The 22972-nt window shown below is 64.7% G+C and carries 19 protein-coding genes and 2 tRNA genes; 18 read left to right on the forward strand and 3 right to left on the reverse strand.

Annotated features, from left to right (window positions below; genetic code table 11):
- Positions 1 to 156 precede the first annotated feature (156 nt).
- The 6 genes from ROR02_RS03470 to ROR02_RS16540 all read left to right on the forward strand — a co-directional run bounded on the left by ROR02_RS03470 (position 157) and on the right by ROR02_RS16540 (position 7082).
- Positions 157 to 231 (forward strand) — tRNA-Gly (locus ROR02_RS03470).
- A 76-nt stretch (positions 232 to 307) separates the two neighbouring features.
- Positions 308 to 382, forward strand: a tRNA-Gly gene (locus ROR02_RS03475).
- 205 nt (positions 383 to 587) lie between these two features.
- Positions 588 to 4331, forward strand: coding sequence for an SIR2 family protein (locus tag ROR02_RS03480; RefSeq protein WP_147162624.1), 3744 nt, complete (start codon positions 588 to 590; stop codon positions 4329 to 4331).
- A 47-nt stretch (positions 4332 to 4378) separates the two neighbouring features.
- On the forward strand, positions 4379 to 4972 hold the full coding sequence (locus tag ROR02_RS03485; protein ID WP_170244936.1) for a class I SAM-dependent methyltransferase: 594 nt from the start codon (positions 4379 to 4381) through the stop codon (positions 4970 to 4972).
- 189 nt (positions 4973 to 5161) lie between these two features.
- Entirely contained in the window at positions 5162 to 5809 is a 648-nt protein-coding gene (locus ROR02_RS03490) for a DUF6962 family protein (protein WP_147162626.1), read from the forward strand.
- Between the two features lie 184 nt (positions 5810 to 5993).
- Positions 5994 to 7082, forward strand: coding sequence for a cyclic nucleotide-binding domain-containing protein (locus ROR02_RS16540; RefSeq protein WP_170244937.1), 1089 nt, complete (start codon positions 5994 to 5996; stop codon positions 7080 to 7082).
- Between the two features lie 43 nt (positions 7083 to 7125).
- Here ROR02_RS16540 and ROR02_RS03500 read toward each other — a convergent pair whose 3' ends face one another.
- Positions 7126 to 8292, reverse strand: coding sequence for a glycosyltransferase (locus ROR02_RS03500; protein ID WP_147162627.1), 1167 nt, complete (start codon positions 8290 to 8292; stop codon positions 7126 to 7128).
- A gap of 329 nt (positions 8293 to 8621) precedes the next feature.
- Here ROR02_RS03500 and galE point away from each other — a divergent pair, with 329 nt between their 5' ends.
- From galE to ROR02_RS03515, 3 genes are read left to right on the forward strand one after another with little or no spacing between them, the layout of a single operon-like run.
- Complete coding sequence (galE, locus tag ROR02_RS03505; protein ID WP_147162628.1) at positions 8622 to 9626, forward strand: UDP-glucose 4-epimerase GalE; 1005 nt, start codon at positions 8622 to 8624, stop codon at positions 9624 to 9626.
- A gap of 28 nt (positions 9627 to 9654) precedes the next feature.
- Positions 9655 to 10623 carry a fatty acid desaturase family protein gene (locus ROR02_RS03510; protein WP_147162629.1) on the forward strand — a complete coding sequence of 323 codons (969 nt, stop codon included), beginning with the start codon at positions 9655 to 9657 and terminating at the stop codon, positions 10621 to 10623.
- Positions 10620 to 11804 carry a glycosyltransferase family protein gene (locus ROR02_RS03515; RefSeq protein ID WP_147162630.1) on the forward strand — a complete coding sequence of 395 codons (1185 nt, stop codon included), beginning with the start codon at positions 10620 to 10622 and terminating at the stop codon, positions 11802 to 11804. Before ROR02_RS03510 ends, ROR02_RS03515 begins: the two co-directional genes overlap by 4 nt.
- 19 nt (positions 11805 to 11823) lie before the next feature.
- Here ROR02_RS03515 and ROR02_RS03520 read toward each other — a convergent pair whose 3' ends face one another.
- Positions 11824 to 12117 (reverse strand): tautomerase family protein, encoded by a 294-nt coding sequence (locus tag ROR02_RS03520; protein WP_307725137.1) that lies wholly within the window; start codon positions 12115 to 12117, stop codon positions 11824 to 11826.
- Between the two features lie 59 nt (positions 12118 to 12176).
- Between ROR02_RS03520 and ROR02_RS03525 the strand changes: the two genes are divergently transcribed.
- From ROR02_RS03525 to hxsA, 9 genes are all read left to right on the forward strand, one after another.
- A complete protein-coding gene (locus tag ROR02_RS03525) occupies positions 12177 to 12623 on the forward strand; it encodes a hypothetical protein (RefSeq protein WP_147162632.1) in 447 nt (148 codons plus the stop codon).
- Positions 12607 to 13935 carry an ImmA/IrrE family metallo-endopeptidase gene (locus tag ROR02_RS03530; RefSeq protein WP_246135381.1) on the forward strand — a complete coding sequence of 443 codons (1329 nt, stop codon included), beginning with the start codon at positions 12607 to 12609 and terminating at the stop codon, positions 13933 to 13935. The genes ROR02_RS03525 and ROR02_RS03530 overlap by 17 nt, the downstream gene beginning before the upstream one ends.
- 598 nt (positions 13936 to 14533) lie before the next feature.
- Complete coding sequence (locus ROR02_RS03535; RefSeq protein WP_147162634.1) at positions 14534 to 15253, forward strand: hypothetical protein; 720 nt, start codon at positions 14534 to 14536, stop codon at positions 15251 to 15253.
- 190 nt (positions 15254 to 15443) lie between these two features.
- Entirely contained in the window at positions 15444 to 16142 is a 699-nt protein-coding gene (locus ROR02_RS03540) for a hypothetical protein (protein WP_147162635.1), read from the forward strand.
- A 368-nt stretch (positions 16143 to 16510) separates the two neighbouring features.
- Positions 16511 to 18541 carry a glycosyltransferase family protein gene (locus ROR02_RS03545; protein WP_147162636.1) on the forward strand — a complete coding sequence of 677 codons (2031 nt, stop codon included), beginning with the start codon at positions 16511 to 16513 and terminating at the stop codon, positions 18539 to 18541.
- A gap of 383 nt (positions 18542 to 18924) precedes the next feature.
- Complete coding sequence (locus ROR02_RS03550; RefSeq protein WP_147162637.1) at positions 18925 to 19167, forward strand: hypothetical protein; 243 nt, start codon at positions 18925 to 18927, stop codon at positions 19165 to 19167.
- Positions 19164 to 20588 carry a radical SAM protein gene (locus ROR02_RS03555; protein WP_147162638.1) on the forward strand — a complete coding sequence of 475 codons (1425 nt, stop codon included), beginning with the start codon at positions 19164 to 19166 and terminating at the stop codon, positions 20586 to 20588. Before ROR02_RS03550 ends, ROR02_RS03555 begins: the two co-directional genes overlap by 4 nt.
- Positions 20575 to 21657 carry a radical SAM protein gene (locus tag ROR02_RS03560; RefSeq protein WP_170244938.1) on the forward strand — a complete coding sequence of 361 codons (1083 nt, stop codon included), beginning with the start codon at positions 20575 to 20577 and terminating at the stop codon, positions 21655 to 21657. The genes ROR02_RS03555 and ROR02_RS03560 overlap by 14 nt, the downstream gene beginning before the upstream one ends.
- Before the next feature lie 107 nt (positions 21658 to 21764).
- Positions 21765 to 22340: a His-Xaa-Ser repeat protein HxsA gene (gene hxsA, locus ROR02_RS03565; RefSeq protein WP_147162640.1), complete on the forward strand. Its 576-nt coding sequence runs from the start codon at positions 21765 to 21767 to the stop codon at positions 22338 to 22340.
- A 123-nt stretch (positions 22341 to 22463) separates the two neighbouring features.
- On the opposite strand, the gene ROR02_RS03570 is transcribed toward hxsA, so the two are convergent.
- Positions 22464 to 22940, reverse strand: coding sequence for a hypothetical protein (locus ROR02_RS03570; RefSeq protein ID WP_147162641.1), 477 nt, complete (start codon positions 22938 to 22940; stop codon positions 22464 to 22466).
- Positions 22941 to 22972: the final 32 nt, after the last annotated feature.

The raw sequence follows: 22972 nt of genomic DNA on the forward strand, positions 1-22972 counted from the left end.
CGGGCGGGGGGGCGAGAAAAATCGTAAAAGGGCCAAAAAAGGGCTTGCAAAGGCCGCCGGCATGGCTATTATCCGCCTCCACCGAACGACGGCGGCTCCGACGACAGGGAAACTTTCCCTGAAGAATCAAGGGGTTGATCGTCCGGCGAAATGGATGCGGGTGTAGCTCAGGGGTAGAGCACAACCTTGCCAAGGTTGGGGTCGTGAGTTCGAATCTCATCACCCGCTCCAATCCGCCGGGACTGGCTCTTGCAGGGCTGGGGCGTTCAGGGTAAGTAGGTCTATGGGGCGCGCGTCCCGTTCGGATGCGGGTGTAGCTCAGGGGTAGAGCACAACCTTGCCAAGGTTGGGGTCGTGAGTTCGAATCTCATCACCCGCTCCAATTCTTCTTGATCTTCGTCAAGACGCCAAACGGTCCTTCGGGGCCGTTTTTTGCGTTTGGGCCTTTTCGTTTTTCACGAAAAGATTGAGTTGATTTTCAGACCCGGCGTAGGCTGGTGAAACCGCGAGCACAAGCTGTTTCGTGCTGTTTCGTGGCGTCAAGGGGCTGGCCGTTCGGGAACGGTGCGGGGGAAAGGGATGAAGCCGTGAAGCTGTCCATCCGAGTGCCGACCGAGCTTCTTTCCGCCCACGACGACGGCCAAGTGGTGTTTTTTTGCGGGGCCGGAATCTCGCGCTACACCGGGTTGCCGGATTTCAAGAAACTGGTCGAGGATATTTTCAAGAAGTGCGGCCTGCCCCTGGTGCCAGAGGGGCAGGCCGCTACCGGTACTGCTCCCGTGTTTGCGACGCGAACGCCGGAAGAAGAAGCTTTTTGCCGTGGGGCGTATGATCGCGCCTTGCATCTTCTGGAAGCAAAAAGCGAGTACATGCGTCCGGCAACGGTGGAACTGCTGGGAGGAGATTCCACGGATCCGGCGCTGGCCACCCACAAGGCACTGCTGGCGCTCTCAAGTCATCCGGGTGGGGGGCACCGGCTGGTCACCACTAATTTCGATCTCCGGTTCGAGGAAGCCGAACCGGGGGTGCCGTTCCAGGCCGGGCCTTTCTTGTCGATGCCGCGAAAGGAAAGCTGGCGGCGACTGACGTATCTTCATGGCCGCCTTGACCCGGCAAACGATCCGGAAGGCCGTGATCTTGTCCTGACCAGCGGGGATTTCAGCCGCGCCTACCTTCAAGATGGGTGGGCGGCTCGTTTTGCCTTGAGCCTGCTGGAAAATTATACGGTCGTGTTCGTCGGCTACAGCCTGAACGATCCGGTGGTGGGCTACTTGATCGACGGCGTGGCCGCCGACATGCGCTGTCGGGGCGAAAAACTGAACGCCTATATTTTTGCCGACCACGATGGAACGCCCGCCGATCAGCGAGCGGTCGAGACTTCATGGACCTCGCGCGGGGTGACGCCACTTCCCTTCAACCGGGCGGGTGACTTTATCGAGTTGCACCAGACCTTGCAGGAGTGGGCCGCCCTCCACACCGCCCGGCGCGCAGGGAATTTTTCGGTCCTTCTGGCTCCTTTCCAGCGTCCCTACGATTCGAAGGAGGTGGACGAGGCCGAGCGTGAACGGCTGGTGTGGCTTTTGTCGGCGGGGCAGGGCGCCTTGGCCACCGCGTTTGCCAACACCGATCCACCGCCGGATGTTTCCTGGCTGAGCCCTCTTGCCAAGACAAAAGTAACCCTTGCCGGGGGCAGGGATCCCGTCTCCCTTTTTGATCTGCCCTCGCCCCGGTTGCCAACCGTGCCTCTGGCCGGTCCTGGGGCTGTTCCCGGGGTGGGACTCCCGTTGTCTCCGGTGACGTTTCAATTGGGGCGGTGGCTGGCCAGGCATCGCGACAAAAAAGAACTGGTTGAATGGGTGATCGATAAGAAAGGTATCCTTCATCCCGGGTGGGCGTTCTTTATACAAAATGGGTTGAACAAAATCCCCGAGCCCTACGCGGCATTCTGGCGCCTTGTTCTTGATATTCAGCGCCATGCGGGGGGCGGTGAGATTTTCTTGCGCGATCGTCCCCTTGGCTCCGGGCCATGGCCCATGAATGGGGATGCCCGGCTTGCCCAGGCCGTGAAGCTGCGCCCCCGGCTTTCCAAGTCGTTCCGACGTTTTTTCGCTAAGGATTTGCAGGCGGGGGACTCGCAGCCCCGGCACCTCTCCGACCTTGTGGAGATCAAGCTTGAAGAGGCGGGCGCTGATGATCTTGCCTCTATTTGGGACGCCCGAACCCAACCCGAGATCAGTACCGCTTTGGTCCGCAATGCCGATGTGTTGACCTCGGCGCTGGCCGAAGGGGCGCGGCTGCTCCGGGCGTTTAATAGGCCCATAAAGTTACATTCAAGACGTTCCGCGTTTCGAGCGGGCGAGGACCAGAACGATTCTGCGGGTATTGAGATGGCGCCAAGGGGCGTTGCCTTGGTCGCTCGTTTATGCTTGGCAGCGTTCGAGGCGGCGCGGGAGGGGGCTCCCTTTCAGGCTGCCGCGTTGGTTCACCGCTGGATGGCCCTGGGCCGGGGTGAAGACCTGTCGATTTTTCGCCGCATGGCGTTGCACGCCCTCGCCACCGTGCAGCCGGGGACGGCTGACGAGGAACTGGGGCTGGTGTTGGAAAATCACGGCGCGGTGCTTTGGGGGGACGAGTACGAAGGAGAGCTTGGACGTTACCTCCGCCAGCGGGCCCCCGCGCTGCCCGCCGCTGCCCGGGACCGCTTGATCGCCGCGATCACCAGCGGGCCGACGCGCGAACTGTGGCCAGGGTTTACCGGTTCCGGTCGGGAGTTCAGGAAACGCGTCTTGCGGGATACTGCAAATCGGCTGGCCAAGTTGAGGGAAGGGGGCGTTGCCCTTTCCGCGGAGCAGGACGAGCTCGTCAATTCATGGGAAACCAAAGATCTTGAACAAGATGCGCCTGTTCGGAGTGTTTCTGATGGCGGGGTCCCCGAGGAAAAAGCCGACTCATTGCTGGATCTCTCGTCCGAGGCAATGGCGGATCACTTTGCCAAGACACCAAACACTGATGCGGCGGAGGAGCGTCTAGCCGATCTTTGCGCCAACCATCCGGATGTCGCGGTTCAAGTGATTCCCCTGCTGGCGGAGCGCGTGAACGGGGCTTCCCTCCTGTGGGGCGGTATTTGGAATTTCCGCGACATTAAGGACGCGACTCAACGTTTTTCAATCCTGCGCATGCTGTCCGACGTGTTTTCCCCTCATCCCCAGATGGTCGAGGCTAGGCTGTGCTGGGCGTTGGGCGAGATCTTGAAGACCTTCGCCGAAACCATTCCGGACGCGGGCGAGGAACGGGGTGTGTTTCTGGCTTTTTGGGAAACGGTGTGGACCCGCGCCGTGGCCGGTGCCGCCGACGGCAAACAGGATCTTCTCACGGCGATCAACGAGCCTGGGGGCGAGCTGGCTACTGCCGTGGTCGATCTTGCCCTGCGGGGCGAGGGACCCGTGCCCCCCGATGTGATGGCGTTGCTTGAGCGGATCGTTGACGGCGAGACACCCACCCATCGCCTGGGCCGGATCGTCCTGGCCTCGCGCTTGTTATGGCTGTATCGGCGGAATCCGGCCTGGACCCAACAGCACCTGATGGCCCGCATGAACGGGGATCACCCGGAAGCCCCGGGGCTGTGGCAAGGTTTCTGTTGGGCGAAACGGCTTGATCGCTTCTTGATGGTTGCCCTGCACGACGCCTTCCTGTCCGTCGCCGGCCGCATCGAGGATTGGGAGACCAGGAATGCCTGGAATGACCTGTTTGCCGAAACACTGGCGGAGGCCCCGGATCTTTTCACGGCGGGGGAAGTCGGCCAGGTCATGAAAGGCGCGACGGGGCAGGATCTTGCCCAGATGGCCTCTCAATTGACCGAACGGCTGAAACGGGCGGGGGACAAGGCGCCGGCGCAGTGGGCGACCACGATTCGCCCGATTATCGAAAACAAGTGGCCTTCAACGACCGGGCAGCGCACGAATGAGAGCGTTTCTGAGTTGGTGAACTTGGCCCTGGCCGCGCAATCCGAGTTTCCCGACGCCATCGCGTTGATGCGAACGCGCAAGCTGCTGGGCCCGTTTGATGGACGGACCCGCCTGTTTTACTGTTTTGCACGTCGCAAAAGCGGCGAGATCGATCCCTGCGCTACCTATCCCGAGGCAGTCCTTTCGCTTTTTGATGCCATTGTCGGCGATACATGCTTGCTTCAGCCCGAGGGACGTTGGGTTGCCCGGGATATTGCCGCCTGTCTCGACCGGATCACGACGGCGGCCCCCTCCCTGGCCCGGGACCCGCGCGTGGAACGTTTGCGCCGTCTTTTGGGGGGGGCCGGGTTTTCGGCGCCCTCCTGATCGGCGGCACCTCCGCGTCCCTTGCCCCCCCAGATAAGGCCCCCCCCATGATCTCTGCTTTTCTCAAATTCTGGAACACGTTGCCGGTGTCGCAGGCGCGGGCGCGGGGGTTGCCGGGGCGGTTGCGGGGGTATATGCCGGCGGGGGGCAGCGTGCTGGATGTCGGGGCGGGGAATGGGGTGATCGCCAGCCGGCTGCTGCACGAGGGCGGGCTGGCCCGGATGGAAGGGGTTGATGTGCTGCCCCAGCCGGATCCCCTTATCCCCGTGCGCGTGTTCGACGGCCGGAACCTGCCCTTCGACGATGACTCCTTCGATCTCGTGACCCTGATCGACGTGCTCCACCACACGCGCGAGCCCGAACGCCTGTTGGCCGAGGCCGCGCGGGTGTCCCGGGGGCCGGTCCTGGTCAAGGATCACGACTGGAAAACCCGGCTCGACTGGTGGATCCTGGCGGTTGCCGATTACCTCGGCAACAAGCCCTATGGGGTGTCGCTGCCTTACGCTTTTTTGCGCATGGACCAGTGGGCGGCCCTGTTCGAGTCCCTGGCCCTGACGGTGGCCGCGACCGAGCACTTCCGTTACGCGCCGTATGACCGCGCCCGGCAGGTGATTTTCCTTCTCGTGCCCCGGTCGCGATAACCGGCTCCTTCCGTCCCTCGTCTCCCACGGGGAAGCACGGGAAGCGGCCTGGCCGGCACGGAGGCGTTGAAAACGCCAGCCGTGATGATCAACGTAACGATCGAAAGGGCCTCTTCGTTCGTACAGGTCCTCAACAATAGCCCGCCCCGCGTGAGTGCGCCCCCTTTCCCCACGCCCCGAGGTGCTCCGATGCTGTCCGAACTCGCCCTTTCCGCGCTCACGGATGTTATCCTTGCGAGTTTCCAGGCCTTCGCCGCCGGGCTGTTGTTCCGGCCCGGGTTGCGCCGGGGCTCGGCCGCCGGACTGTGGGCCTGGACCATGACCCTGGTCGCTGTTGCCTTCCTGATCGGTGCCGTCGATCACGGGTTTTTGGAGCCCATCGACCATCCGTTCCACCCCTTCCTGATGAGCGTGAACCGGGCCGTGATCGCGCTCGCGGCCTTCCTGATGGTCGCGGTGGCCGCCGTGCGCTTCCTGGGGCCGCGCGTGCGCCGGGCGGTGCTCACCCTCGCGGGGGTGGCCACGGCCGTGGTGGTCGTTCTGGTGTTCCTGTCCGACAACTTCTTCATCGTCATCGGCTGTTACTCCGTGGCCCTTTTGCTCCTGCTGGGGCTCAACGTCGCCGCTCTCCCCCGGGGCACGGGCTCGCCGGCCATGATCGCGGGGATCCTCATCACCCTGGGGGCGTCCGCCTTGCCCCTTGTCGGGTTCCAGGGGATTGCCGGCCTGGGAATCTACGCCACATACCATGTTACCCTGATGCCGGCGGTGGTCGCCTTTTACCTGGCCGGTCGGGCGCTTGACGACGATCGGGCTTCGCCCGCCGCTCCTGCCTGAGCTTTTTCCTGCCTGGCCTGCGTTTCGGGGGGGCTTGGGCCGGCAGACCTCATGACCGCGAACCGACCAGGAAGAGCCGATGACTGCACTGCCTGCTCCCCCTCCTGCTTCCTCGCTTGTCCCTCCTTTTGTCCCCCCGTCGCCCGACACATCCCCCAAGAATCGGGCGAGCGTTGAACCGCCCATGACCGCCGGCCTGGAAGGGATGTTTCCCGGCCTCGCGCCCGAAATCCTTGATGCGGTGCGCCAGACGGTGGAGGTCCACGCGCTGCCCGCCGGTGCCCTGATCATGGCGGCGGGCGACGAGACGACTTCCCTTTATCTGATCGACAGCGGCCGCATCACCGTGTTTCGCGACATCGGCAGCGAAGGGGGCGAGCGGGTTCTGGCCACCTTGTCCGCCGGGGCGATCCTGGGGGAAATGGCGCTGCTGGACGGACAGCCCCGATCCGCTTCCGCCCGCGCCGAAACCGACTGCCGCCTGACCGAAATCGATCCCGCGAAAATCCTGGCCCTGCCCAACGGCGATCAGGTTCTGGGTGCCCTGCGCGGGTGCCTGGCCGTGGCCGTCACCAACCGCATGCGGACCCAAACCGACAAGTACGTGGCCGCCGTGGAACGGGAAATGGCCGCGATCAGGGAGCGCCAGCATTTCGGGCAGTTCTTCATCTATGCCCTGGGCATGATGACCATCGGTTTGCTGATCAACGATGTCATCTCGAAGCAGATCCTGAAGGTCGATGTCTTCACGCCCACTTTTGCCTGGGTTTACCTGCTGATCATCCTCATTCCCACGTCGGTGATCATCTGGCGGATGAAGATTCCGCTCAGGGATCTTGGCATCACCGCCGTGGGCATGAAGCGTTCCCTTGTTGAAGGCGCCGGGCTGTCGGTGCTGATCGTGGCCGTGGCCTTCGCCGCCGCGTGGGTCCTGAGGGTCACGGGTCTGCACGCCGGCACCCCGGTACCCGCCGAATGGGGGCCTACGACCGGGTATTTCTTTCACAGCGTGTTGCAGGAGCTGGTGGCGCGCGGGCTGTTGCAATCGTCGTTTCAGCGGTTCCTCGACGACCGCCGGGGGATCCAGTCGGTTGTTTTGTCCTCGACCCTGTTCGGGGTGTTCCACATCCATTTCGGCTTCATGGCCGTGATCGTGACCATCCTTTCCGGTTTGCTGTTCGGCGCCGTCTACCTGCGCCACCGCAACCTCGCGGGTGTCACGCTGCTCCACTTCTTCGCCGGCGGCGCGGCGTTTTGGAGCGGGTTGCTTTAACAAAAAGTCCGGGGCGCGCGCGAGGAGGCGCCCCGGAGCCCCTTCACCCCAGCAACAGATCGGCGACCGAGCGGCAGGCCGCGCCCCAGTCAAAGCGGGCCCGGGCCTGCGTGGGCGCCACCACCTCCGCCGTCAGGGCATGGCGCAGGGCGGCTTGGCCTTCCTCGGGCGTGTCGTAGACGTGCACGTTGGGCAGATCGAAAAACGGCTGGTTGGCCGGGCAGCGGGGCACGACAACCTGACGCCCGGCCACCAGGGCCTCGGCGGTGGTCGAGCACAGAACTTCCGAAAACGACGGATTGAAGAACACGCGGTAGTTCTCCATCACCTCCCACGGGCTGGCCGTGGGGCCAAGGAAGCGCACGGGCGCCCCTGCATCGGCGGCCGCCTCGCGGATCGCCGCCTGGTCCGGGCCTTCCCCATGCACATCGATGGGCAGGTCCAGGGCCTTGGCGGTGTCGATCACGTCGCGCAGGCCCTTGTCCCAGGTCAGGCGCCCGAGAAAATAAACGCCCCGGGTGTCGTCGGTCACCGGGGGCACCTCGGCGAAGCGTTGCAACACGCCGGTGACCTGCCGCCAGGCGATCAGGTCTTCCAGCCCGCGCAGGTCCAGGGCCGGCGACAGGGGCACGATCACGTCGGCATGGCGGCGCATCAGGCGTTTGTGGGCGCGCTCGACCAGGGCGGCGAAGACCGCGCGGTCGGGACGCCCCGCCCGGCGGATGTAATGACCGTAGTTGGTCATGACGATGCCCACGATCTTCTCGGCGCCGACGCGCTGTTTGGGGCTGGTGACCGGCAGCCAGCCGAAATGCTCGGGCTCCTGGACCAGGAAGGCCCGGGCGGGCGGCGCGGCGGCAAACGCATCCCCGGTGATGAAGATGCTGAACATCGTTTTCGAAAAAACGCCGTTGAAAAAGAAGATCTCGGGCAGGGGTGGGGCCCCCAGGCGCCGCGCCTCGGCCCGCAGCCAGTCCGCTTGCGCGTTGCGATCGGAGAACACCACCTCGCCCCACAGGCGTTTTTGCGATGGAGCCTCCAGCCAGGGAACGCCATAGGCCACCCGATACCCCAGCGCCGCCAGGCCCCCGGCATGCCACAAGGAAAACAGGGCCGGCCCCGTGCGCCAGGGCAGCGCCGCCGTGGTGAGAACAACAATGTCAACGGGGGAACGGTTTACATGTCGGCGTGGCTCGGAAAGAAGCGGCATGGAAAAACCTTTTTCGATCAAGGTCTACTCAACAACGCGACCGCCTGCGAGGGAGGTGGGGGCAGGGGATTTGGCAGTGTATGCGGTGTTCTCTTGATGTTCGCCCGAGATTTTCCGGTGTCGAACACAAAAAACGCGAGCAAGTCACATTTTTATCGTCTTGTCATGGGATGTTTCCTCCCGTCTCGCTGATATTGGCGGTCGTTCGCATTGACTCCGAAAAACTTACGTGAAAACCTTCTGTTTGTGCCGCGCGTTTCGAACAGGATTTCATCGAATCGCAACATAACAGACGACGATTGCCACGAAATTTTTCAGGGATTGGTGCGATGCATGCTAGGGCCGTTCTCGTGACCGGCGGAGCCGGCTACATCGGCAGCCACGTTTGCAAGGCGCTCGCCGAAGCCGGATGGACGCCCGTGGCCTACGACAACCTGTCGAACGGGCACGCCTGGGCGGTGCGGTGGGGGCCGCTGGAAAAGGGTGACATTCGCGACCGCGACCGCCTGCGCGCCGTTGTCGCCACCCACCGGCCCGACGCCGTGCTGCACTTCGCCGGACGGATCGAGGTTGGCGAATCCCTGAAGGCTCCCCTGGAGTTCTACGACGTGAACGTGAGCGGCACGCTCACCTTGCTGGATGTCATGGTCGAGGCGGGCATCCAGGCTTTGGTTTTTTCCAGCACCGCCGCGACCTACGGCGTGCTGGAAAGCACGCCCGCGCCCGAAACCCACCCGTGCGATCCCATCAACCCCTATGGCCGCTCCAAGCTGGTGGCGGAACGGATGATCGCCGACGTGGGCGCGGCCACCGGCATGGGCTGGACCAGTCTGCGCTATTTCAACGCCGCCGGCGCCGACCCCCAGGGCGCGATCGGGGAAGCGCATCGCAACGAAACCCATCTTATCCCCCTGGCCATCGAGGCCGCCCTGGGGGAGCGCGGGGTGTTCTCGGTGTTCGGCCGCGACTACCCCACCCCGGATGGTTCTTGCATCCGCGATTTCATCCACGTGTCCTATCTGGCCCAGGCCCACGTGCTGGCCTTGAAGCGCCTGCTGGACGGCGGGGCCTCGACCACCTTCAACCTGGGAACCGGCCTGGGGGCCTCGGTGCTGGACGTGCTTTGCTGCCTGGAAACCGTGGCCGGCGTGCCGGTGCCCACCGAATACCGGGAGTCGCGGGCGGGGGATCCGCCCGCCCTGGTCGGCGACCCCTCGCGGGCCAAAACCGCCTTGTCGTGGACGCCCTGCCGCAGCGACCTGACCTCGATCATCGCCGACGCCTGGCGCTGGCATACCGGCGACATGTTCTCGCGCTCCTTCGCCGCGGTGTGAGCGGAAGACGCAAGCAGGGGGGCTGATCATGATCGACAGAACGTTCTTCGAGCCGGATCCCCGGATCTATTTTCGGGATCTGTTCGTGTCCCTGTTCGTTTTCCTGGTGGCCTTTGTCTGGGGCCTGGGAACAACGGGGCCGCTGGTGATCGTTCCCTGGGCCCTGGCCGCCGCGTTCCTGGCCCGGGCCGGAATCTTCGGGCACGAGATTTCGCATCGCCCCAACGACGCGCGCCTGAAAACCTTTTATTGGGTCTGGCACCTGACCGTGGGCGTCGTCACCCTGGTGCCCACGGCGCGCTTCGCCGAACCGCACCGGATCCATCACACCACGGGCATTTTCGGAACCCGGAACGACCCCCAGTACCTGCTGGTGCGCAGCAACAAGGCGCTGGCCTTTTTCGTGCTGGTCGTGCTGCCTTTCCTGACCCCGATTTACACCTTGTTCCAGGTGGTTGTCGCCAGTATCGGCGGCATCGCGCTTGAGGAGCGGCTGGACCGCTTCACGCAGCGGGTTTTTAATTTCTCGATCAGCACCCCCTTGCCCGAAAAGAGAAAAGCGGAAGTAACATGGCTATCCCGCCTGTACCTGCTTGCCTTCGGGATTTATGCCGTTTTGCTCCCCGAGGGGGTGTTGTTCTATTACGCGGTTCTGGTGGGGGCTTGGCTGATCATCGTGTTGCGGATTCCCCTGGAACACGAACTGGTGGCCCATGCCGAAACCTCGTCGCGCCAGGACCAGATGCGCGACAGCTTCACCGTTGAAACGCCCCTGGCCCTGCTGATCCAGCCCATCGGCTTTCGCTATCACACCGCGCACCACATGTACCCGGGCGCGCCCTACCACAACCTGCCCGCCCTGCACGCGCACCTGAAGGCCACCGAGCCCGGGTATGCCGACAGCATCATTTCCTATTGGAGCGCCATGCGCGGTCCCAGGCCGGCCGCCCGCGCGGGTGCCGTGCCGCCGCCGGCCGAGCCCGGGACTTCCTCATGACCGATCGCAAGCACGTCGTTGTCTTCTACACGGTGGCCGGAGGCGGCCACGTCGCCGCCGCCAACGCCTTGAAGGAAATCCTTGAAGGCACGGGTGGGTACCGTGTGACCCTGGTCAATCCGTATGTGGAATTGGTGGCGGATCTTGATCTGTGGCAGCGCTTCACGGGGCGCACGGGCGAGGAGATCTATAACGAGTCGATCATCCGCGACGGCAAGACCGGGCTTTATTGCCTGGGCTTCTACGCCGGGGGGATCTTGAACCTGCGCCTGACCCACCGCGCGGCGCAACGGCGGGTGGCGGCCTGGCTGGAAGAGCAAAAGCCCGACCTGGTGATCAGCGTCATCCCGCTGTCCAACCGCATTGTGTTCGATGCCCTGAACGACTACCGGCGCCAATCGCCCGGGCGCGCGGCCGTGCCGGGGGTGGTTCTGATCACCGACTGGACCGAGTACGGGCGCCATATCTGGTTTCCCCGGGGCGCCGACTATTTCGCCATCTGCGGCACCGGGGAGGCGTACCGCCGGGCGAACAGGTATCCCTCCTTGTCCGGGCGGGTCTTTCGGACGCAAGGCCTGCTGCTCAAGCCCTCCTTCCAGGGGGGACCACCGGAGGACAAGGCAGCGGCCAAGGCGGCCCTGGGGCTGACGCCCGACAAGCCGGTGATCTGCATGCTGTACGGCGCCCATGGCGGATGGCGCATGCGCGACATGGCCCTGGCCCTGAAGGACCTGGCTCCCGATGCCCAGGTTCTGTTCTTGTGCGGGCACAACCAGGACCTGGCCACGGCCCTGGCGGCGACGGACTGGCCGTTTCCGACCCAGGTGGTGGGTTTCACCCGCGAGGTGCCCCGGTACTTGGGGGCGTCCGACCTGTTCATCGGCAAGCCGGGCCCGGGAGGGGTGAGCGAGGCACTCAGCTACGGCCTGTCCCTGCTGCTGGATCGCACCATGGGCCTGCCGCAGGAAGCCCCGGTCGTGCAATGGGTCGAGCGAACCGGCGCCGGGGCTTCGTTTCGCGGCCCCAGGGAGTTCCTGGACCGCGTGCACCGCCTCCTGACCCAGCTTACCCAGGGCATCAACCCACCCAAACCCCACCCCAACACCGCCTCCCTGGAGATCCCCGGCATTATTGGCGCGATTCTTGAGTGGGGCGAGGGGCACGGGGGCGTGACGGCGTGACCTCCAAGAGGCGGTTCCATCAGGCTTGTTCGTCGACGCCCGCCTTGCCGTAGCCCGGGCCGAACGTGTCGGCATGAAGCTGGCCGCCCGTCGCCCAGTTTTCCCGGTCGTATTCCTCGATGAGGACGGTAACCCATTCCGGCCGCACGTCGAGGGTTTCCACCACGGCCTTTGTCACGGCTTCGGCGACGGCGCGCTTCTTCTCAATCGGGCGGCCTTTGCCGATCCGGATCGTGATCACAGGCATGGGGGGGCTCCTTGCCGGGCGGACGGCCTTGGTTGAAGCGAGGCGCTTGATTTTCGGGTTGTTTATACGTCACCGTGACGCCTTTAATGGTTTTCGGTCAAACGCACCTTTTCGGGATCGGGTTGATGAGCATCCGCAAGCGCGAGGGCAACCGGCCCGATCGCAGGTTGGTTCACGAAACCGTTCCGTCGGAGGCCGAGCGCGAGGCGCTTTGCCGGCGTATTCGGTATGTCGGGTCTGCCCTGCATAAGCTGCGACCTGGTGATTACGGTTTTGTTCCGTCCCATAATCCCAGGCCGTCCAAATCTCCTTGCGATGCGCTTCGCTCCATTCCCCTCGCGGAAGCCTCGGCATTGATGGAAAGAGGCGTGATGCTTGGCATGGTGAGCCGATTCGACGCGGGCGGTGTTCCGAAGTATATTTGGGCCGTTGACGAGGCCGGAGACGTTTACGAAGCCAAAACAAGCCCGGAACGGGAGCGAAGCTACCATGGGTATCGGCTTGGCGACGATGAGCGCGACATGCGCGAACTTATCTTGAATGAATGGAAACGTCGTGTCGGCAAGTCTTGAACTGGGCTTGGCTCCCGAACGCCTGGACGAGGGGAGCCCCGAGGAGCGGGCCGCCTTTGGTGTGTTCACGATACGCAGTTCCGAACAGTACCTCACCGAGGGGTTCGATTGTTTCCTGAACAGTCTTCGGCCGGGCCCGCTTGTTTCCGGTTATCATGTTGCACAGTGGTTTGCCTGGAACTGGTGGCGGTTGCGCTGGGAGCCGCGCTCTGCCGTCGAAGGATGGCCGTTTGCGCACAGAATGAACACGATCGGCGAAGGTTATGTCTGGCCGAACATCGATATCTGGTCGGATGGTGTTCGAACCATGCTGATCTCAAGCCCGTCGGTGAAGCCGGATTCAAAACCGTTCAGATATTCGGGCGCTTTTCCGACCATCGTTCCTTCGTCTCAGTTTGAAGGGGCACTCGACGAATTCCTGCCGCGAATCATGGGTCGCCTGCGAAGCGAAGGGGTGGCGGAAACCAATCTCGACAGGCTGTGGCGGGATGTGCTGGCCGAGCGTGCCGATCCGGAACTCACGAAGCGGCGTCGACTTGAGGCCTTGATGGGCCGTGATCCCGATGCCGTTGACGACGACGCGGTCGAAACACTGGTCAGGGATGCGAATCGCCTTGGCGAGGACGCGGTCAGGGAAGTCGCCGCGGAACACGGTCGCGCGATAAGCGGCGACAAGACCGTGTTGACCGCCCAGGTGTTGGAAGACATCGCGCGGGAAGTTGGTTTTCGGGCATCACCGGGTGATGCCGTTGTCCTCAGCACCCGCGATCAATTGCCTGACCCCGCCGACGTTCCGGGATGGGTACTGGGGCGCGCAGCCGCCGTCGCTGTTCGTGAGCAGGAGAAGCTAGGAGAAAAACAGGTCCCGGACCAAAGGCTCGCTCAACTGGTCGGCACGACCCCGGATGCGTTGATCAATGACCCTCGTAAAGAGGTTCCTCTGTCGTATGCGCTCGATGAGACTGCCGGTCACGATTCCCGTGTGGTGCTTCTCTCGCACTATAAGACTGGGCGTCGCTTCGCGTTGGCGCGCCTTCTCGGCGATCGTTTGATGTATCCTGACGGCGCGCTTCATGCGGCCACGCAGGCCTATACCTACCGGCAGAAAGCGCAACGGTCGTTCGCCGCTGAATTTCTTGCCCCGTTCGATGCGGTGGAGGACATGCTGCAGGGCGACTATTCAGAAGAAAAGCAGCAAGAGGTTTCTGAATATTTCGCAGTTTCCCCCATGGTGATCGATACACTCTTGAAAAACCACAAGCGGATCGAACGCGATCAGTCCGACGAGGATTTATACCCCAAGTATGCCTAACGCATCGTGCGTGAGATGTTGGAGGGGGGTGATCCTGGCAGCAAAACCCTGATCGTGGCCGGTGGGCCAAAAACAAAAAAGGCAAGGTCCCGAGCGACCTTGCCCCCCTTGTGCCGAGGCGATGACGGATGCCCGTTTCGCCTTCTTGTCTGTCCGACCAAATCCCTGCCTGTTCCGACCTGGCCCTTGGATGAACCGGTCTTTATCTTTTAACGCATGGCGGGTGGGCCCGCCTTTTGGTTTTGGCCCGGTCACGCGGCGGTGTGCCGTCGTGGCGGGCTCCCTTGTGCCGGCGGTCTCCCATCCGGCGGTGCGTTCTTGTCGCCGTTGTCCGGCGATCTCCTCCCCAAACCCGGGCCGCGGAGTCAGGGGAGCCGGGGCTCCGATGGTTCCTTGGCCTGCCCCTTGCTGGGGCTGAGCCGGACTATACGCAGCCCTGCGGGGGCCTGTCACGAAAAATCTCGATAACAGGTACCGAAAAACGATCGGGGGAGTTGTGCAGCGCAGCATGGGGCAGGGCTATCCCTTTGCGCCACCGCGATGCTACACTATATGCACCAGGAGACGCCGGGGATCCAGGCGCCGGGAGACTGGGACCATGAGCACGATACCAAGCCGTTCGCACGCGTCGGGATGGATTTTGGGGCTGGCCGTGGCCGGTGGCGTCGCCCTGATGGCGGCGGCCGGGCCCGCGCACGCGGCGGACCGGGGACAGGCGAATCCGGGAGCCCCGGGCCTTGGCGCTTCCGGGCCGCTGAATGGCCGCTGGGTGCCTGTGCGCGGGCCTTACGAGGATGGCAAGGACCGGGGCAACCCATACGCCCAGCCCTACACCCAGCCCTACACGGCGCCGCCTGGCACGTATTACGTGCCCCAGCCCACGCCTTCCTTGCCGCCCGGGACCTATTACGTGCCCGCGCCCACCCCAACGCCCTCGCCACCTCCCGGGGTGTACGTGGTGCCGCCGCCGACCCAGAATCCGCCGGGGGGGTATTACGTGGTCCCGGCCCAGCCCCGGGGCTATCAGCCGTGGCCGGTGCGGGTCACCTCGGCCGACTGCGCCCAGCTGGTGCCCGGCTGGGGACGGGGGCAGCCCCCTTCGTTCGCGCGGGGCGAATCGTTCACCATTACCCTGGGCATGGATCCCGACGGCGACGGCTCGTCGTTGTCGTGGCGGTCCACGCCGCCCAACGTGGCCTTGGGGCTGCACATCAACGGGGTGTCGGGCGAGCTGTCGGTGGATGGCCGCCGGGTGCCCGACCGCGAGGCGGCCCGCGTCTACGATGCCTGCCTCGCCCACGGCGCCCGCTGGCGCTAGGGTTTGCCCGCTTCCATCCGAAGCCGACGGACTCCAGGCGCCCGCTCAAGCCGGGCCCCCGCCGTGACCAAGGCGTCCTCCCCCGATCCGGCGCCCCTTGCGAGAAAAAGGGAGGGTGGGGTGCCGGTCCGTGGCTCTTGAGACGGCCGGGCGGGGGATGAAGACGCAACCGGAAGAGGGAAGGGATCCCATGATCATTCTTGGCACCCGGGAGGGGTTCCGGCGCGGCATGAAGCATCTGGTGGTGGCCATGATCGCCCTGCTGGCTGGTGCCGGGGCCGGGGCGGTTCTGGCGGCCGAGGCACCCTCCGTGCCCGGGTCGCGAACGGATCCGGCCGCCCTGTCCTCCACCGTGCCCCGCGCGTCGAAACCGGAGGAGCCGGTTTTTGTTCCGCCCGAAACCCGCGCGGTGTCGTTTCCGACCGGGGCGGTTTCCGCTCCCGCCGTGGTGCCCGTGTCCTCGCCGTCGGGGCGGGCGGAGCGGGCCCCTCCGTTCCCCGCCGCGCCGGCTTCCGCCCCCGCGAGCGCGCGCGAGGTGCGGGTGACGGCGGCCGACTGTGCGCGGCTGGTGGCCTACGAGCCCGGCCCGGACGTGGCCTATCGCCCGGGCGTGGACGTGCACGGCAACCCGGTCGCGCCGGCGGACCTGGAGGACTGGTCGCGCTGGACCGGGGGCGTGGAAAAGGGCTTCGTGCTGCCGTTGGCCATTGATCCCTTCGCCGCCAGCGGCCTGAGCGCGCCGCATGGTCTGTCCCAGCCCGCCGTGAGCATCGGTACCTTGGCCTACGACGTGGCCAGTGGCCGGATGACCCTGGACGGCGCGCCGCTTTCCGATCCGCAGACCAGCGCGATCGCCGCCGCCTGCCGCGCCCACGACCCCGGACGCTAGAGTCCGTCCGCTTCACGGTGAACCGGACAGACTCCGGATCCCTTTCCTTGAGCTGGCCAGGGAAAAGGAGGGCACTGTTTTTCCCGGCAAGAAGATGAATCCACACAAGGAGAGCGGGCGCCTGTTCACTTTCATCCGAAGTGGACGGGCGCCCGGCGTCTTTCAAGCCGGCCGTCTGCCCGAAGGCGCGAAAACGGGGGGCGTGGGCTCGTTGCCCCACCCCTGGGAAAGAGTCGGGCGTTTGCCTGTTTTTTCGTGTCCCTTGATTGCATTGTGACGACGAAGCGGAAAAAGTGGCCGGCCACGATTGCCACGGGGGCCGGGTCTTGCTAAGCCACGGCCGCATAACCGTCCGATGGAGTCCACAGATGAAGATTGCCCTCGTCGATGCGTTCCCCAACCGTCCCCGGACGGCGGAGCGGGAATTCATCCGCCGGTCCGTGCGCGCCCTTGCGAACCTGGGATGGAGCGGCCACAGCGTGGTGACCAGCGACGAGATCCTGGCGCTGGAACCGGATGTGGTGATCGCGACCCACGAGTTCATTCCCAAGGTCACGCCCTTTCCCACCATCGGCCTGATGTGGAGCCCGCCGGCTTTCTTCCGCGATGATCCCTTTCGCATCCGGGCCCTGCGCAGCTACGACGGCTATTTCACCGGCTCGGACTTCGTGACGCGGTTCCTTGAGGATCAGCTGTTCGCGATGGACAAGAACGCGCCGATCGTGGGCCCGTTCCTGCCCACCTGCTACGCCACCCCGTTTGTCGGCGCCCGCGAGGTCAAGGGCCTGTTTTACGTGGGGGCGAACTGGGACAGCCGGCGCCATGGCAATCTGTTCTCGATCCTGGAAAAGCGCATTCCGTTGCGGGTGCATGGCCCCAGGGACCGCTGGACCGGCCTGCGCCGGGGCTACGTGGGCGAGCTGCCGTTTGATGGCGAGGCGGTGCTGTCCGCCCTGCGCGCGAGCGGCGCGGCCTTGTGCTTGAACCGGCGCGAGCACAACGAGGCCCTGTTGCCCTCGGCCCGCTTGTTCGAGGCCGCCGCCGCCGGCGTGGTGGCGATCACCGATCCATTGCCGATCATCCGCGAAACCTTTGGCGACACGGTGTTCTACATGCCCGACGTCGAAGGCGCGACCGACCGCGCGGCGGCGGTGGTCGAGCTGTGGCGCGAGATCCGCACCAATCCGGGCCGCGCCCGCGAGATGGCGCGCGCCGCCCATCAGGTTTTCGTCGAGAAGTTCTCGCTGGAGAAGATGTACGAGCCGCTGCCCCAGCTGGTGGCGGCGTGCCGGGCGTCGGGGGGCTGGCAGCCGCACCCGATGACCGATCCCCTGGTGCCGGCCCCCGAGGAGCCGACCACCACGCTGCGGGCCTCGGGCGTGGCCACCCCGGTGATCGAGCCTCCGAAGGAAGCCGAGGCTGCCGCCCACTCCGACGAGGCCGCGTTCCCGACCGTGGAGTACATTGTGCGCGTCGGCGGGCGGCCGGTGCCCTATATCCGGCGCTGCTTGCAGGCGCTGGCTGATCAGACCTGGCCGAATCTGGCGGTGGTGATGGTGCGCTACCGCGCGGTCGAGGGGCTGGACGGACTGCTCGACGAGTTCCGCGAGCGCTTCCGCTGGATCAAGGTGGTTGATCAGCACCCCCTCAATGGCCAGCGCAGCACCACGTTGTGGTGCGGTCTGCGGGCGGTGTCGGCGCCCTATTTCGCGAACCAGGACGACGACGACACGATGCACCCCAATCATGTCGCGGCGGTGATGGATACCTTGCGCCGGCATCCCGGACGGCTGTTCGCGTATTCGGGGGCGGTGCGCCACGAGGAAGAAGCAGGGCACTACGTCTTCCAGGAAAATTTCGGCGGCGAAGGCAAGCAGGTGGTGCCGGAAACGCGCGAGCTCAAGTTCCTGCATCCCCATGACCGCCAGGAACTTTATCGGGGTCACAATTACATCCAGTCGAACGCCTGGATCGCCGCGCGCGAAATCCTGCGCGAGGATGTGCTGAAGGATCCGTATTACGAGGTGGGCGAGGACGTGTACCTGTACATGCTGTTCTCGCGTCATACCGACTTCGCGGCCAGCTGGCGCCCGACCATTCAATGGAACTGGCGCTCGACCTCGCGCGATAATTCGATGTTCGACGAAGAGAAGTGGCACTACATCGGCTACCGCACCGGGGTGCGCTTGCAATACGACCTGCCGCCCCGCCCGCCGGCCAGCCTGCCCGAACAGGTGGTCGAGGTCGCCCGCCAGCCGGCGCGCAACTGGGTGAAGGCGTTTGCCTGGCATTCGATGCGCTTCTTCTATCACGCGTGGCGGGCCCGGGCGCCCGAGATGGCCGACAAGGGCAAGCTGCTGTTCCAGCGCTGGGAACGCAGCCGCCGCTTCAAGCGTTAGAGTGCGTCAGGGAAAAGGGGGCACCGCTTTTCCCGAAAGGACGAACGCAAATAATGGGATCTGGAGTCTGTCCGCTTCACCGTGAAGCGGACGGATTCTGGAGCGGGCCTCGAAAAACGGACACCGCTTTTTGGAAAAGCCGGGCGTGAAAACAAGAACCGGGAGCGCCGTGCCCGCATCCGGTCCACGGCACGGTGCTCCCGGCGAAGGTCGATCGGCCACGTTTCCCCGCACGTGCCTTGGGGACGCGGTTGTCTTGTGGTTTCCCGCTTGCCTTGCGCGCGTTTTAACAATCATGGCGGGTTTTTGTTAAAAAACACTTCGTTGAGTTTTTGAGTCAAAAGGCTATACTCTCCTCCAGCCCCACGACGAAAGGGGGAGGAATGGTCTTGCGACATGTCGAGATACCGGACGGATTCGCGGCCTATGTGGGGCCGGCCCTGTTGCGATGGGGCTATTTGTACCCGGGCGTGAGAGCCGAGGTTCGGGACAACACCATCGTGTTGGAATCGGACCAGAATCTTGAAGAACCGGCGGCGTCCTTGCGTCACCAGTTGTATCGTGAGCGCATTTATCAAGAAACCCTGCCCATCCGGTGCCGGCTTTACGAAGGGCTGGCCCGATGACGCACCTGTTCCCCTATCGGTTCCAGGCGCTGGCCCGGGATATTCTGTTCAGCACCGATACCGGGGATTTTTTCACGGCGTCCCCGGCGTTTCTCGACCGGCTGGTGCGCGGCGACCTTGATGCCGGAGAAAAGGCCTTCCTGCGCGAACGCGGGTTCGCGTGCGAGGAGCCGGGCGATTTTTATTGGGAAAGCTATCGCCACCGTCTGGCGCGCAAGAAGCGAATCGGCGCCACCTTGTCCTATGTGGTGCTGGTGCCGACCATCCGCTGCGACCTGGATTGCCGGTATTGCCAGGCCAGCCGGGCCCGGGTGGAGGCGAAGGAAAGCGACTGGTCCGCCGATACCCTGGCGCGCGTGCTTGCCTTTCTCGACGGGTTGCCCACCGACCGGATGTTGATCGAGTTCCAGGGCGGGGAACCCACGCTGCGCCTGGATCTGGTCGACGCGGTGATCACCCACGCCCGCCAGCGCTTCGCGCATACCCGGTTCGTGATCTGCACCAACCTGAACCAGGGGCCCGGGGCGGTGCGCGACCTGCTGCGCGCCGACGATGTGAGCCTGAGTACCTCACTGGATGGTCCACCGGATTTGCAGCAAAAAAACCGGGGTCTTTCTCCCGGGCGCGCCCGTGCCTTTTTCCGGGCCCTGGAAGAGCTGCTGACCACCTTCGGGCCCGAGAAGGTGGCCGCCCTGCCCACCATTTTGCCCGAGGACACGCCCCGGATTCCCGACATCATCGAAACCTATCGGGCGTTGGGGTATCCCGGGGTTTTCCTGCGTCCCGCCAACCGTCAGGGATTCGCCCGCCGCCTGCTGGGGCACGGGGCAACGAACCAGGAGCCCTGGCCGGCGGCCTGGCGCCGCGCGCTGGATTATCTGCTGGCCACGCACCGGCGCGGCGCCCGCCCGATGCGCGAATTCGGCCTGGAAACAGCGGTGCGCCGGATTTTTTCCCCCAATCACACGGCGCACGTCGATCTGCGCAGCCCCAACCCCGCGGCGTGCGACCATGTTTTGATTGACCACGACGGGACCTTCTACCCAAGCGACGAGGCGCGCATGGTAACCCGCGTGGGGGTGGCCGACCTTTCCTTGGGCACCGTGCGCACGGGCCTGGATCCGGCCCGGGTCCGGGCGTTTTCGTGGAGTCAGATGGCCGACGTGCAGGAGGACTGCGTGCACTGCGTGCATCTGCCCTGGTGCGGCATTGACGGAATCGACGATATCGCCTGGCACGGGCGCGCGGATCCGCCCAAGCCCGAAACCCACTTCTGCCGTCAGTATCGGGCGGTTTTTGACTACGTCTTCGACGCCCTTGTGTCGTGCGATCCGGACCGGCTGGCGTTTCTTTCGTTTCACCTGAATGGGTGCTTCGAACCTACTCCCTTCGTGGGACCGTTTCGCCATGACGCCCCTTGAAGGCCGGTTGCTGGATCAAGATGCCACGCGGCCGCCCTTTGTCGTGCGCTTGAAGCAAGACCCCGGAGCCGATCCCGACGACGCCGGTTTCTGGCGCGATCCCACGGGAGCGGTTCATGTCGTGGCCCGGGCCGGGGCGTTTACCTTTGTTCCCGCCGATCCTGGCGTCGTGTTGGACGGGGTCGTGGCCCTGGTGGTTCCGGCGGACGGGCTGGTTTCCTTTTTGATCCGGCCGGGCGAGGGGCGCGACAATACCTTCTTGCTGACCGAGGCGTGTGATCAGGCGTGCGTGATGTGCGCCCAGCCGCCTCGTCCGGTCCATCATGCCCGCTGGGACCTGCTGCGCACGGCGGTGCGGCTTGCCCCGCCGGACGCGATCATCGGTCTGACCGGGGGCGAGCCCCTGCTGTTGAAAGGCGCCCTGTTTCCCTGGCTGGCCGCGTGCCACGCCGAGCGTCCGGACGTGGCCTTTCATCTGCTGACCAATGCCCAGCGCCTGGAGCCCGGCGACGCGTCGGTCTTGCGCGCGTGCGCGGGCTGGGTGCTGTGGGGGGTGCCGCTGTATGGGCCCGACGCGGCCAGTCACGATCCGGTGGTGGGCAAGGCCGGCGCCTGGGCGCGCCTGTTGCCGGCCTTGAACCTTCTGGCCCAAACGGGATCGGCGGTCGAGCTGCGCACCGTTCTCATGGCGTCCACCGTGCCCGTGATGGCGCGCCTCGCCGACTTTGTCGTGCGTCATCTGTCGTGGATCGAGGTGTGGGCCCTGATGCGCCTGGAAGCCCAGGGGTTTGCCCGGGAGGCTTGGGAAACCCTGTCCGTGGCGGGGGAGGACGGGTTCGCGCCGGTGGCGGCGGCGTTGCGTCAGTGCGAAACGGCCGGGGTCGCGGCCGTCTTGTACAACTTTCCGCGCTGCACGATTCCCGAAGCGTGGCGGTCGTGGGCGGTGGCATCGATTTCCGACTGGAAGCGATCGTATCCGCCCGAGTGCGAAGGCTGCCCCGAGCGTGGCCCGTGCGGGGGATATTTCTCGTCCGACCCCGTTTTTTCCCCCCTGGAGCACCGGGCGTAGGACCGGAACCGGGCGTGGCGTTCTCACTCTTTATTTTAAGGTCATAGCTATCCCCAAAAAAACGGTTCCTGCTTTTCGGGTCTCACTCTGGAGGAAGAGCGATCGTCATGAGCCTTACGTCTTTCTTGATCCCTACGTTGCTGGCGGCAGGCTTCCGGGCGCCCGCGCTGGATCCCCTGCCACCTCGCGCCGAGGCCGACGCGTCGCCGGCCGGGCGCCTGGTCGAGCGCTTTGCCCCCCAGCGGGATTTTACCTTGGTGGGGCATCGCTCCCACCGCAGCCATCGCTCCCATTCCAGCCATCGTTCGTCCACCGGGGGGAGCACCTGGTACCGCTCCACTCCCCGGGTATCTCCCTCGGTCCCGCAGGCCGCGCCTCGTGTTGCCCCGTCGCCCGGCTTGACGCTTCCGCACTCCTCGGGAACGGCCTCGTCGTCCCAGGCGGGGGCAGCCACCGATGGCGCCGGCGTCAAGCGGATCCGGGGCAACACGGCCGCCTTCAAGGCGCTGGTGAGCAAGGTCCAGCTTTCCTTGTATGCCCTGGGCTATTACACGGATCCCATTGACGGGGTGTTGGGGCCCCGCACAAAGGACGCCATCACCCGTTTTGAAACCAGCCGGGGTCTTCCACCCACCGGAACCGTGTCGGATCGTTTGCTGGATGCCCTGGGAATCAGCCGCTGACCCGGGCTTTTGTCCCAGGCTTTTGCGCGTTTTGAAACGGTGGCGTCCGGCGTCCTCGTGTCCAGCGGCGCCAGGACCCCGGCCTGCGGGCGAAAAGCAGGCCGGCGCGCGGTGGGGATCCCCTCAGCGTCCGATCATGGCGTCGATTTCGGCTTGGTCGAGGGTCGCGCTTGAGCCGTGGATGATGGCGCTGGCCACGTCCATGAGTTTTTGCAAGGAGCGGCTGGCGGCGCGGGCCCGCTCGCCGGCGCGTTCCATCGTGCCTTCGTTCAGCATTTCCTCGATCCAGGCCACCGAGTCCAAGGCCAGGTGATTCATGTGCGCGATGGTTTCGTTGAACGGATCCTTGAAACGGGCCGGAGCCTGCAAGAAGGCCTCGATCGCCAGATCCTTGTCGGAGAACACACTGTCGCGGAAATGATCGACATAGGACTTGGGCGCCCATGACCGGCAATCCTCGATGATCTCGGGCATGTCGGGCACCATGTCCAGCAACATGATGATTTCGTTGAAGTGGTTCAGGTAGTCGGTCGCAAGAAGGGTTTCCGGATTGATGTTCCGGCCTTCACAGCGCGCGCGCAGGGTTTCCAATGAATCCATGGGCTAACGATCACCCTGAAGTGGTTTGGCGA

It is taken from the genome of Pararhodospirillum oryzae, assembly GCF_007992075.1.
Lineage (GTDB): Bacteria > Pseudomonadota > Alphaproteobacteria > Rhodospirillales > Rhodospirillaceae > Pararhodospirillum > Pararhodospirillum oryzae.